This window comes from Pedobacter sp. KACC 23697 (assembly GCF_045348445.1).
Lineage (GTDB): Bacteria > Bacteroidota > Bacteroidia > Sphingobacteriales > Sphingobacteriaceae > Pedobacter.
In genome coordinates, this window is sequence record NZ_CP157485.1 from 4,094,212 (window position 1) to 4,107,664 (window position 13,453).

General features: G+C 38.6%; 10 protein-coding genes and 2 tRNA genes. 7 read left to right on the forward strand and 5 right to left on the reverse strand.

Annotated features, from left to right (window positions below; genetic code table 11):
- Positions 1–76 precede the first annotated feature (76 nt).
- The 6 genes from tsf (at position 77) to frr (ending at position 7,975) form a co-directional block, all read left to right on the forward strand.
- Positions 77–922 carry a translation elongation factor Ts gene (gene tsf / locus ABEG20_RS16470; protein ID WP_406824363.1) on the forward strand — a complete coding sequence of 282 codons (846 nt, stop codon included), beginning with the start codon at positions 77–79 and terminating at the stop codon, positions 920–922.
- A 186-nt stretch (positions 923–1,108) separates the two neighbouring features.
- A complete protein-coding gene (nagA, locus tag ABEG20_RS16475; protein WP_406824364.1) occupies positions 1,109–2,200 on the forward strand; it encodes an N-acetylglucosamine-6-phosphate deacetylase in 1,092 nt (363 codons plus the stop codon).
- A gap of 10 nt (positions 2,201–2,210) precedes the next feature.
- Complete coding sequence (locus ABEG20_RS16480; protein WP_406824365.1) at positions 2,211–3,173, forward strand: MBL fold metallo-hydrolase; 963 nt, start codon at positions 2,211–2,213, stop codon at positions 3,171–3,173.
- Positions 3,174–3,228: 55 nt separating this feature from the next.
- Positions 3,229–6,498 carry a carboxypeptidase regulatory-like domain-containing protein gene (locus tag ABEG20_RS16485; RefSeq protein ID WP_406824366.1) on the forward strand — a complete coding sequence of 1,090 codons (3,270 nt, stop codon included), beginning with the start codon at positions 3,229–3,231 and terminating at the stop codon, positions 6,496–6,498.
- Between the two features lie 169 nt (positions 6,499–6,667).
- A complete protein-coding gene (gene pyrH / locus ABEG20_RS16490; protein WP_335320882.1) occupies positions 6,668–7,372 on the forward strand; it encodes a UMP kinase in 705 nt (234 codons plus the stop codon).
- A gap of 39 nt (positions 7,373–7,411) precedes the next feature.
- Entirely contained in the window at positions 7,412–7,975 is a 564-nt protein-coding gene (gene frr, locus ABEG20_RS16495; RefSeq protein WP_205057738.1) for a ribosome recycling factor, read from the forward strand.
- Positions 7,976–8,033: 58 nt separating this feature from the next.
- Here frr and ABEG20_RS16500 read toward each other — a convergent pair whose 3' ends face one another.
- From ABEG20_RS16500 to ABEG20_RS16510, 3 genes are all read right to left on the reverse strand, one after another.
- A complete protein-coding gene (locus ABEG20_RS16500; protein ID WP_406824367.1) occupies positions 8,034–9,059 on the reverse strand; it encodes a LacI family DNA-binding transcriptional regulator in 1,026 nt (341 codons plus the stop codon).
- A gap of 445 nt (positions 9,060–9,504) precedes the next feature.
- Positions 9,505–9,649, reverse strand: a tRNA-Asp gene (locus tag ABEG20_RS16505).
- 71 nt (positions 9,650–9,720) lie between these two features.
- A tRNA-Asp gene (locus tag ABEG20_RS16510) sits at positions 9,721–9,838 on the reverse strand.
- Positions 9,839–9,993: 155 nt separating this feature from the next.
- On the opposite strand from ABEG20_RS16510, the gene ABEG20_RS16515 reads away from it, so the two are divergent.
- Entirely contained in the window at positions 9,994–10,470 is a 477-nt protein-coding gene (locus tag ABEG20_RS16515) for an Lrp/AsnC ligand binding domain-containing protein (RefSeq protein ID WP_025145395.1), read from the forward strand.
- 555 nt (positions 10,471–11,025) lie between these two features.
- Here the strand turns inward: ABEG20_RS16515 and feoB are convergent.
- Together feoB and ABEG20_RS16525 are read right to left on the reverse strand one after the other, a co-directional pair.
- Positions 11,026–13,140 (reverse strand): ferrous iron transport protein B, encoded by a 2,115-nt coding sequence (gene feoB / locus ABEG20_RS16520; RefSeq protein ID WP_406827400.1) that lies wholly within the window; start codon positions 13,138–13,140, stop codon positions 11,026–11,028.
- A gap of 5 nt (positions 13,141–13,145) precedes the next feature.
- A complete protein-coding gene (locus tag ABEG20_RS16525; RefSeq protein WP_055913318.1) occupies positions 13,146–13,361 on the reverse strand; it encodes a FeoA family protein in 216 nt (71 codons plus the stop codon).
- Positions 13,362–13,453: the final 92 nt, after the last annotated feature.

The window sequence follows — 13,453 nt, forward strand, 5'->3', positions numbered from 1 at the left end:
GAGTTTAACTTGGCGCTTGTAACTTGTAACCTGTAATTGTTATAACAAGATTGTAAAATTTAAAAAAGGAAATAAAATGTCTACAGTACAAATTACTGCCGCAGATGTAAATAAACTACGCCAACAAACTGGTGCTGGTATGATGGATTGCAAAAAAGCTTTATTAGAAGCTAATGGCGATTTCGAAGCTGCTGTTGATTTATTACGTAAAAAAGGTCAAAAAGTATCTGCTGCCCGTTCTGGTAATGCGACTTCTGAAGGCTTGGTATCAATCGCTGTTTCAGCAGATGGTACTAACGGTAAATTAGTTGCTTTGGCTTGTGAAACTGAACCGGTTTCTAAAGTTGAAGATTTCCGTAATTTAGCTCAGGCTGTTTTAGCGGCTGCAGTTGCCAACAATCCTGCTACTACTGAAGAATTATCAGCAATTACTTTAGAAGATGGACGTACAGTTGCTGAAACCATCACTGAATTAACCGGTAAAATCGGAGAGAAAATCGTTATCCAGGAGTATGCAAATATATCTGGTGAAAAAATCGTTTCTTATATCCACTCTAACGGTAAAATGGGCGTATTAGTAGTATTTGAAGGTGCTAATGGCGCAGATATTACTGAAGCTGGTAAAGATGTTGCGATGCAAATTGCTGCAATGAACCCGGTTGCCGTTGATAAAGACGGTGTTGATCCGGCTACTATCGAACGCGAAATCGAGATTGCTAAAGATGTTATCCGTCAGGAAGGCAAACCAGAAGAAATGGTTGAGAAAATTGCTGCTGGTAAATTAAACAAATTCTATAAAGACAGTACATTATTAAACCAGGAGTTCGTTAAAGACGGTTCTATGGATGTTCGTAAATTTTTAGATAATACGGCTAAAGGTTTAACAGTATCTGCTTTCAAACGCGTACAATTAGGTGCATAAGCATTTATAAAACATATTTAAAAGCCTCAAGAAATTGGGGCTTTTTTTATGCCTTGTAAATCCGGGTAATGAACATCATTCCGGTAGCAATTATCATTTTGGAAATATCAGCTGAATGATAGCCTCTTTATACGGTTACAATATTTAACTTTGAATGTATCGCTAAATCTACTCAAACATTTTAATATGCCTAAAGTAATCCACAATGCATCCTATTTTCAGGACAACATCTTAATAAAAAACCATGACATCGCAATTGATGGTGTGCGCATTTCAGGCATTAGCGAAAGTAACATTAAAGAAAATGTGTCTAAGCTGGTTATACCCGGTTTTATAGACTTACAGATTTATGGTGCAGGCGACAGGTTATTCTCTGCCGATCCAACTATCGAGTCATTAACCATCATGGAAGACGACCTGCTCAAAAAAGGGACTACAGGCTTTTTAGCTTGTATGGCAACAAATTCACCAGAAGTTTTTGATGAGTGCATCAAGGCCGCTAAAGCACATCGATCAAGTGCAAAAAATTGCCTCGGACTACACCTGGAAGGCCCGTTTTTGAATCCAAAACGTTTAGGCGCGCATGTACCTGCATTTGTAAGAAGGGCTTCGCTTGATGAGATTAAAAAACTAATTGATTTTGGAGATGGTGTGATTAAAATGATAACCATTGCCCCAGAGTTACAGGATGAAGAAGTAATTCAATACCTGTTAGATAATGGCGTGGTGGTTTCGCTTGGGCATAGCAATGCGACTTTCGAAGAAGCTACGGTCGCTTATAATAAAGGCATCCAAACCACTACCCACCTTTTTAATGCCATGAGCCCAATCCATCATCGCGAGCCTGGAATACCAACTGCAGTTTTTAGTCATAATAAGGCTGTAGCCAGTATTATCGCCGATGGGCAGCATGTAGATTTTGAAGTGATTAAATTTGCCAAGAAAATATTAAAAGAACGTTTATTTCTTATTACCGATGCCGTAACGACATGTTCAACAGGACCTTATCAACATATAAAAAAAGGAAACAAATTTGTCATGCCCGACGGCACACTATCAGGTTCGTCGCTTACGATGTTAGAAGCTGTTAAAAACTGTGTATTACATTGCGATATCAGTTTAAATGAAGCGATAAAAATGGGAACCTTGTATCCCGCCAGATTAATCGGCATTGAAAACCTGAGCACCAGCATAGAAACCGGGCAACAGGCAAACCTATTGATCATGGATGATCACTTAAATTTAAAAGAGGTTATATTTAAAGGTGAAACGATATAATTCATTTACCATGTTCAAAAAAATATTGTCTATTCTGTTGTTCTTACCATTTTATGCCGTTAATTCCTGGGGACAGCAACCAAATAAAGCTTTTACCATCATACCACTCGGCGTGAAGGGAGGCGATGATGAGAGTAATCTATCCTCTTACATGATCGCACCCCAAGGCAGCACTAAATATATCTGTCTTGATGCAGGTACCATAAATGCCGGCATCCAAAAGGCAATTGATCATAAATCGCTTAAAGGAATAAGTGAAGAAATTCAACGCAAACAGATTAAAGGCTATTTGATTTCACATGCACATTTAGATCATGTAGCAGGTTTAATAATCAATTCGCCCGCAGATACTGCAAAAAACATCTATGGTATCCCTTCCGTACTTAGCATTTTAAGAGATAAATATTTTACCTGGGATGCCTGGGCAAATTTTGCCAATGAGGGTGAAAAACCTCAGTTAAAAAAGTATACTTATTTCCCACTGACAGAAGGTAATACCTATCACCTGGAAGGCACAGAAATGGAAGTAAAAGCTTTTGAACTGAGCCATGGTAATCCTTATAAAAGTACTGCTTTTCTCATCAGCCATGATGATAGCAATGTACTTTATCTGGGAGATACCGGTGCCGATGAAATTGAGCATTCGGATAAACTCCGTAAATTATGGCAAACAATAGCTCCTTTAATTAATTCCGGTAAGTTAAAGGCCATATTCCTGGAGGTGTCTTTCCCGAATGAACAGCCCGACAAACAGTTGTTTGGGCATCTTACACCGAGGCTTTTCTTCAGTGAACTGTCTAAAATTGAAGCTTTAACCAATGAAAAAGCATTTAAGAAAGTTTCGTTTATTGTAACGCATACCAAACCGCCACTTCAATCTGCAGAAAAAGTAAAACAACAATTGATTTCAGGGAATACAAAAGGCTTAAAATTAATCTTCCCTGAACAAGGTAGGCGCCTAACAATTAATTAATATAAACAAAACATAAGCAGCAATATGTCAGTGTATTTTTGTCAAAAAAAGACTGATGAAAAGAATTATATTATTAATAACTGTTGTGTTTGCCATAACCGTTAATGGCTTCGCCCAGGGGGTTACAACGGCATCATTTATTGGTACAGTTAAAGATCAAAAAGGGGTAATACCAGGCGCAACGGTTACTGCGGTGCACATTCCATCGGGCACTAAATACGCAACCCTAACCCGGGCAGATGGCCGGTACAACTTACCAAACGTACGCGTAGGCGGGCCATATACTGTCAAGATAAGCTATATTGGGTACAATGAGTTGGTTAAAGAAAACCTAAATACAACCATTGGAGAAGATTTAAGGGTTGATGCCACATTAACCGAAACATCGCAAAACTTAGCCGATGTTACGGTAAAAGGAACTCAGGATAAAGTGATCAATTCATCCAGAACCGGAGCCAGAGAAACCATTACCCGACAGCAGATTGATAATTTACCGACAATTAGTCGTTCACTATCAGATTTTACCAAATTAACGCCTTCGGCAAATTCTACGACAGTTGGTGGCTTAAGTTTTGGCGGAAGAAGTGGTTCTTATAACAACTTAACAGTTGATGGCGCCTTATTTAACAATTCATTTGGCTTATCAGGCAGTTTAGGCGGTCAGGCTAACTCACAACCGATTTCCCTGGACGCGATTGAGCAGATCCAGGTAGATATTGCTCCTTACGATGTGCGTCAGGGATCTTTTACCGGGGCTGGGATCAATACTATAGTAAAATCAGGAACCAACAATTTTAAAGGTTCTGCCTATTACTACACCAGAGGTACTAATTTAACAGGTTATTCTGCTGGCGTTACTAAAATACCAGTAGTAGATTTTGATTATAACCAACGTGGTTTGAATATTGGGGGACCGATTATTAAAGATAAATTATTCTTTTTTGTATCCGGTGAACAGGAAAGGATCAGTACACCTGCAACATCATTCGTAGCATCCAGACCGGGTATATCTGGTGCCAATGTTTCAGCTGCAGACGCGGCTACATTAGATAAACTATCAAACTATTTAATGAGCAAATACAATTATGCTACAGGTCCGTACGAAAATTATCCCTACAAAACGCAGAGCGACAAAATAACAGCAAAGATAGACTGGAACATCAATGCCAATAATACTTTAAGCGCCAAGTATTTCTATTTAAAGTCGAACAGACAGGTTGTGGCCAGTGGATCGGGCATCCCGGCAGGTTTAAATGGTAGCCGTTCGCCATCTTCAACCTCCATGCCTTACTTCGGGTCGAGTTATACGATTAACAATAACTTTAATATTGGCATAGTAGAGCTAAACACCCGGATTGGGAACAGCATGTCGAACAAATTAACATTGGGTTATTCTGCCTTGAGGGATTTTCGGGCTTCAAATGGCGCTGAATTGCCAATGGTTGATATTGGTAATGGAAACGGTGGTATTTTAACCAGTTTCGGTTATGAGGTTTTTACGGCAAACAACCTGTTAAACTCTGATATCTATCAGTTTTCTGACGATTTCTCCATTTACGCCGGTAAACACGAAATTACCATTGGTACGAGTAACCAGCTAAATAAATTTTTAAACGGCTTTGCTCCGAATTACAACGGTCTGTATTATTTTAAAACTGCTGACGATTTTATGAATAATGCGCCGGCTGTAAGTTATTCATACCGTAATTCTGCATTGGCAGATGGATCATTTCCTTTCGCTAAAATGTCATCGTACAATTTAAGTTTATATGCACAGGATAAATATCAGGTAAGCGATAATTTTAAATTAACTTACGGTATCAGGGCTGATTATACCTATTTCCCTACAAAACTGGATCCTAATCCAAATTTAGCGGCTTTAACCTTCCAGAATGGTTTGCAGGTAGATATCTCCAAATTCCCGAACAAAAAATTATTATTCTCGCCACGCGTAGGCTTCAACTATGATGTTTTTGGTGATAAAACCACACAGTTACGCGGAGGTACAGGAATTTTTACCGGTCAGGTACCTTATGTATGGATCTCTAACCAGGCTTCTAACACCGGAACATTGTTTAGCTCAAGTACCGTTTCAACAGCTGGCGATCCACGTTTGATTTTTAATCCCAACGTAAATGCCAACCGTCCTGCTCCAGGCACTGTAAATGCTAATACGTCATATGAAGTAGATGCCACATCAAAGGATTTTAAATACCCTCAAATCTGGAGAACGAACGTAGCAGTTGATCAGAAGTTACCCATGGGTATTATTGCTACTTTAGAAGCTTCATACACAAAAGATATAAATGCAGTTAATTTTTCGAATGCAGCATTGCCTAACAATTCAACTGGTTTAATTACCCTTCCAGGTATTGAAGGACAACAGCGTTATACTGCAAAATCTACACAAACGGGTAATACAGCAGCAAATCCATCCATATCGCCCTTTATTTATATGCAAAATACCAAAAAAGGCTATTCCTATTTCATCACAGGGCAGTTGCAAAAAGCTTTTTTTAATGGATTTAATGCAAGTGTAGCCTATACTTATAGTCAGTCTAAATCTGTAAATGATGGTGGCTCTACTGCAAGTTCAATCTGGTCGCAAAGGGCAATTGCGGGTGATGCCAATTCAGATGTTTTAGCCAATACTAATTTTATTCAGCCAAACAGGATTATCGCTTCCTTAAGCTATAAAAAAGAGTATTTTAAACATGCAGCTACTACAATTGGCTTAATTTTCGAATCGGCAAATAACGGCGCATTCAGTTACGTTTCATCTGGCGATATCAATAACGACGGTGGCGCAAACGATCTGGTTTATATCCCGAAAAGTCAGGGCGACATCATCCTGGTTCCTGATTTCGCTGGCGATACACGCACTTCAGCCCAGACTTGGAATCAGCTAAATGCTTACATCAGTCAGGATAGTTATTTAAGCAAACACAGAGGCGAATTTGCTAAGAGAAACGGCGCAATCATGTCGTACTTTAAAAGAGCCGATCTGCACGTTGCACAGGATTTCTTCGTTGGCCAGAAAGGGAAAAGAAATACGCTGCAGTTTACACTTGATATCATCAACCTTGGCAATATGTTGAATAGTGATTGGGGCTTATATCAGACACCAAATATTCCATTATCAACTTACAATACCGCAGTATTACTAGCCTTTAAAGGTGTTGATGCTACAACAGGGAAACCTACTTATTCCTTCCCTTATCAGGATAAAGCCAACCTGGTACCATATAGTACCACCTATAAAAACATAACCGATCAGATCTCAAGATGGCAGGCACAATTCGGAGTCCGTTATATCTTTAACTAATAAAGGGATTTTCATTGTATTCGGTGATAAATTAAAATACGATAACGATAGGAGCAATATTTCTACACATTGCTCCTTTTTCTTAAAATCAGTATTTCTATTTAAATATTTACATCAATTATTAAAAACCATAGCCAGGTATTAAAAAATTGTTAATATTTTTGGGGCCATGAAATATAAACGCATCCTACTTAAGCTTAGTGGAGAATCACTAATGGGCGAAAAACAGTATGGTATTGATAATGAACGCGTTAAGCAATACGCTGAAGATATTAAAGCCGTACACGATAAAGGTTTAGAAATCGCAATCGTAATTGGAGGAGGAAATATTTTTAGAGGTCTGAGTGCCGAAAAAAGCGGGATGGACAGGGCACAGGCCGATTACATGGGCATGTTGGCCACGGTCATCAACTCTATGGCCTTGCAAGATGCTTTAGAAAAAGTTGGCATTAAAACCCGCTTACTTACCGCCATTAAAATGGAGCAGATCTGTGAGCCATTTATCCGCAGAAGAGCTGTTCGACATTTAGAAAAAGGCCGCGTGGTTATTTTTGGTGCAGGAACCGGAAACCCGTATTTCACAACTGATTCTGCTGCAGCTTTACGTGCTATAGAAATCAAAGCTGATGTTGTGCTAAAAGGAACGCGTGTTGATGGAATATATACGGCTGATCCTGAAAAAGATCCATTGGCCACTAAATACGAGGAAATTTCTTTTAGAGAAGTGTACGATAAAGGCCTTAATGTAATGGACATGACAGCCTTTACCCTTTGCGAAGAAAACCAATTGCCGATTATTGTGTTTGATATGAACAAACATGGCAATTTCATGAAAATCGCTAGTGGCGAACCTATTGGAACTTTGGTTAAATAAGGAATAAAAATTATTATTTTTGTAGAAATACACACAATTATGAACGACCTCATACAATTACAATTAATGGATGCTCAATCTGCAATGGAGAGAGCTATCGATCATTGTGAATCTGAATTAACTAAAATCAGGGCTGGTAAAGCATCGGCTGGAATGTTGGATGGTATTTTCGTTGATTATTATGGCGCAGCTACAGCATTATCACAGGTAGCCAGTATCAATACGCCTGATGCCAGAACCATTGTTATCCAACCTTGGGAGAAATCACTTTTAACCCCAATAGAAAAAGCTATTCAGGTGGCTAATATTGGTATCAACCCACAAAATGATGGTATTGTAATCCGCCTGGTTGTACCGCCCTTAACAGAAGAACGCAGAAAAGACTTGGTGAGAAAAGTGAAAGAAGAAGCCGAAAGAGGCCGCATTACCGTTCGTAACATCCGTAAAGACGCCAATACCAAAATTCAAAAATTAAAGGGCGAAGGCGTTTCTGACGACGAAATTAAAACAGGTGAAGGCGAAGTGCAAAAATTAACCGATGCTTATATCATCAAAGTTGATAAACATGCCGAAGCTAAAGAAAAAGATGTAATGACAGTTTAACCTGTATAAATTGCAAACAGATCGGGAACGGATTTACATCTATTCCCTTTTTTGTGCCTTATTTCTTTGCACTTGAACCCCTGATGTTTAGGACTGTAGGTAATGATACCTGTGTATTTTCGATAGACTTTCCAGCTTTTTTCAGCTTTTTCAATAAAATCTTCATCACATTTTCTGCAATAGACTCAAGAGGCTGTGCTATAGCCGTAACCGGGGGCTCACAAAATTCGAGTATTTCGAAATCATCAAAAGAAACAACAGCAATGTCTTGGTGAATTTTGACACCTAATTTTCTAAAAGTTCTTAATCCATCCAAACAAATATAGTTAGCGGCAAAAACTACCGCATCAAGCTGCTTATTTGCCTTAAAAAACTCGATCATTTCCTCAATTGATGCTGCAGAGTTTACATATTTAATCTTCTTTACAATTGCTGGCAAGTTATATTTTCCGACAGCATTTTCGTAGCCAGCCAGTCGGTCAACCATTTGTTGCTGAACAGTATCAATGCTTACAAAACCTATATTTTTATAATTATTTTTAATCAGATGCTCAGTGGCTTCATAACAACTGTTATGATTATCGATAATGACATAATCTGTTTTAACATCCTGTACATACCGATCAAACAGTACTACCGGAGCATCAGTCTGAATCAATTTTTTGACTTCTTCCTCCAGTCCCTCAGGTAGGGCCATAATATAACCATCAACATGCCTGTCTTTAAAAATCTGCAGCAGTTCTATTGCTTTTTCAGTATCGTTTCGGGTACTGCTAAAAAGGATTTTATAGCCAAGGCTAGAAGCAATTTCATCAATCCGCCGTGCTATGCCGGCAAAAAAAGGCTCAGAAATATCATCCACCAAGAAACCTATTATTTTTGTTTTACCTGTTCTTAAACTTGTGGCGAGGGCATTAGGCTGATAATTTAATTCAGCCACAAGGTCTAAAACCTTTTTAGTAAGCGATTCGCTAATATTCTTTTCCCTTGCCTTTCCATTAATCACAAAAGACACCGTGGTAATGGAGATATTTAATTGTTTAGCGATATCTTTAATTGAAATGCGTTTCTTGATCACAGGCATAAACGAAAAAATTTGAGGGGTAAGATAACAATATATCACAAATATATGATGGATATGAAAAAACTTAAATTCGTAAGTACTGAACTCTGATAAATGTGCATCTTGAAAAACTTTAAATATGATAAAAACTGAGCCTGTATTACATGAAAACAATCGATATCTTTCCAGCTTTTCTGATCTTTTTCTTTTTACACACTATTTATATGAAGAATAGAGGTAATCCGAAAAATGAGTGATTTAGAAAAACAAATAGCACGCATGATTTATCTGATTAATTACAGATATAAATAATAAGCAATTAAGCGGCCTGTTAAATAGCATCCGCTTTTTAAGTTGCTTCTGGAAATATTGCCATGATGAACGCCAAGAAACAACCGGAAGTTATAAAAAAAGAGCAACCTATCCAGGATTGCTCGATTAACTAACTTATTATTCATAAAAAATGCTGTTGGGGAAGGAGTCGAACCTTCAAGGGGTAGTTAGCTACAGTTCAAAAAATTAATTTGTGGTCAACCCAATAAACTGCGTTTGTCCCATTATTCCCCACCACCGAGACAAGGAGGCGTGTCTGCCAATTTCACCACCCAACATTTCAAAAGTTAACAGTTTTCAATTTCCAATTTTCAGTTTTAAACTGCTAACTGTAAATTGCCAACTGAACTGGCTGTAGGGGAAGGAATCGAACCTTCAAGGAGTGGTTAGTACCGAAAACCGGTATATTCCCATTATTCTCCGCCACCGAGACAAGGAGGTGTGTCTGCCTGTTTCACCACCCTACATTATGTTTGCAATTTTGAAAGAACATTTCCTTTTTGTTAATTGCTTGATACAAATGTAAAGGAACAACCAATACCTTGCAAATATTTTAAACATTTAATTTTATTTTTATAATATTGATAAATTTTACTAAATTCGCTTATCATAATTCAAAAATATGCTTAAAAAAGACAATTCCAATTTAGAAATTGACAACCTCGATATCGATATATTAAAGCAATTGATGCAGGATGCCACGAAACCTTATACAGAAATCGCTAAAGATCTGATTGTTTCTGGCGGAACAATACACGTTAGGATGAAGAAACTGCAGGAAATGGGCATCATTAAGGGCTCTCATCTCATCATAGATCCACAAAAGGCCGGATATGATATTTGCGCCTTTCTAGGTATCTACCTTGAAAAAGGAATACAGTATAAGGATGCGGTTGCGCAATTGAGCAAAATTAAAGAAGTGGTAGAATTACATTATACTACCGGCGCCTACAGCATGTTTGCCAAAATTATATGCAGAGACACCAATCATTTACGCCATGTGTTAAATGAAGAAATACAGGCCGTAAACGGCATACAACGTACAGAAACTTTAATATCACTGGAAGAAAGCATTAAGCGGCAGATTGAACTGGGGTAAGCGGAAAGACTAAAGCGGAGAGATTAGAGGTGAAAGCCATCATCCGTATAATCACACCTGAGTTTGGATGACGGGATATGTATGATATGATAAAAACCTTTAGCGATTTTATTTGAAAATGAACGTTCAGCAGGATTTCGGGAACAGCAGCCCCGTTATCCGCTATAGCCCCGAATTACAATCGGGGGCTGCCGCTGCTACCGGGTTTAGAAACAGAGATTGGTGCAGCTAAGTACCCAGCCAAAAAATAGCTCCACCTGATGGACTACCTAGACCCGATCCTGTAACTATCGGATGGAGTGAACACGAAGCCGCAGGCAAAGTAAAACGGAAAACGAAAAGCAAACTCAAATAACTATATAAGCATTGCTCTCCTAATCTTAATAATCATATTTACAAGGAGCCTTCGACTACATTAAGGTAGACAAGTACCAAAATTACGTTGCTATATAAAGTTATACATTCTACTATAGCGCAGTCTTAAATTTCCTGGAGAGAAATTTATCTTTCAGACTTCTTGACTGCGTTGCACGCCGCTCGAAATGACGGACTTATTTATTTCAGCAGCTGATAAGCAACCAGTGCGGCAACATAAGCCATAGCGGTCATATAAGCCAATTGAATTACGGGCCATTTCCAACCTTTGGTTTCCCGGTAAACAATAGCAACTGTACTCATACATTGCATGGCAAAAGCATAAAAAAGCATCAATGAAATACCTGTAGCAAAAGTGTAAACAGGCAAACCCGTACGGTTATTAACCGAAGCCGACATACGCGCCCGTATAGTTGAGGTATCTTCATCACCACCATCAACACTATAAATGGTTGCCATGGTGCCTACAAAGGCCTCACGGGCAGCAAAAGAGGTAATTAAACCAATACCAATCTTCCAATCGTAACCCAAAGGACGGATGACAGGTTCAATCGCATGACCAAGAATACCCACATAAGAGTTTTCCAACTTCTCGGTAGCGACCAGGGTTTTTAGGTGATCTGTATTTTTTGAAGTATCGGCCAATGCCGTTTCATATTTTTTATCAATGCTTTCAAAGCGGTTTCCAGGTCCGAAAGAAGCCATTACCCAAAGGATGATGGAAATGGCGATAATTACTTTACCAGCCTCAAACACAAAGGTTTTCGATTTCTCGTACATGGTATAGAACACATTTTTCCACCTTGGCATACGGTAAACCGGCAATTCCATGATGAAATACGATCTTTCTTTCGTTTTGATAATAAATTTCATCACCCATGCTACCAGCACCGCAGCAATAATACCCACCAGGTACATCACCATTAGCGCTAAGCCTTGCAGGTTAAAAATACCCAGCACGGTCCGTGAAGGGATAATTAAGGAAATGATTAAAATATATACCGGGAGTCTTGCCGAGCAGCTTACCAACGGTGTAACCATAATGGTAATCATTCTATCCTTCCAGTTTTCAATATTTCTTGCCGCCATGATAGATGGAACAGCACAGGCTAAACCACCGATCATGGGCACTACTGATTTACCGTTAAGTCCAACTTTACTCATTACTTTATCCATCATAAAGGTGACACGGGCCATATACCCAGTATCTTCCAAGATGGATATAAATGCAAAAAGAATCGCAATCTGCGGTATAAAAACAAAAATACCGCCTAAACCTGCAATTACACCATCCAATAACAAATCGGTAAGCATACCTGCCGGTAAATATTCATGTCCAATGCTGGTTATCAAACCAAAACCAGTCTCAATCCACTCCATCGGATAGGATGACCAGGCAAATATCGCATTGAAAATTACAAAGAGGATCAGCAAGAAAATAGCAAATCCCCAAACCTTATGCGTTAAAACAGCATCTAATTTATCACTGAAAGAAAATTTCTTTTCTGTCGCTTGATCAATAACCACATCAGACAATATAGTGCTGAGATGTTTATATCTGGCAATGGTTTCTGCTGCCTGAATTTTAGCAGATTCGAAATGGTGAGATTGTTCAATCCCTTCAATTTCTTCCTGTTCTTTTTCGGTAAAGAAGGTTAAATGCTCGTGTTGATGCAATACCTGCAGCGCATAATAATCGTTCTCGGAATTAAGCTTGGTTTTTATGGCATTAATCGCTTCCGGAGCCAGAAAGTTCACATCTATATCCTGATACTGGGTAGCAATTTTATTGGTATTGGCAATGGCCTGTTTCAGTTTATCGATTCCGATGTTATTTCTTGCTGAAATAGAAACCACCTGGATCCCCAATTTTTCAGACAGTTTATTCAGGTTAATCTCAATCCCCTGCTTGGTAGAAAGATCGATCATATTAAGCGCCAAAATGATCGGAATTCCTAAATCTGCCACCTGAGAATATAAAAGCATGTTTCGCTTTAGATTCGTAGCATCAGCAATGAGTACAATAACATCAGGATGGCTGTTGTTTTTTTTATCGGCAAGCACCTGAAAAACGATGCTTTCATCAGCACTTTTCGGATATAAGCTATATGTTCCGGGTAAATCGATGATCTCTGCTTCTTTATCGTCTGCGAGTTTTGTAAAACCCGTTTTCTTATCCACAGTGATGCCTGGAAAGTTTCCGATTTTTTGATTTAACCCTGTTAAACGATTAAATAAAGTAGATTTACCTGTATTGGGATTACCAACTAATGCAACTTTAATATCCAAACCCAGCTTTTTTATTGAATAATAATAACATCGGCTTCGCTTTTACGCAAGCAAAGCTGATATCCAGCTACACGGATCGCCATAGGATCGCCCAGAGGGGCGAAACGTTCTACTTCTACTACCTCGCCCGGTAAGCAGCCCATTTCCATTAACTTTACAGACATATCTAAATCTGTAAAAGCTACAATTGTTCCCTTTTCTCCTACTTTTAGGTGCGACAGCTTCATGTGCTAAATTTGGCGCAAGTTAACCTTTCTTTAGATTTATTCCAAATAAGATATCCCGGTGTATGATATAAATTATCCAGCTTTTACCGAAA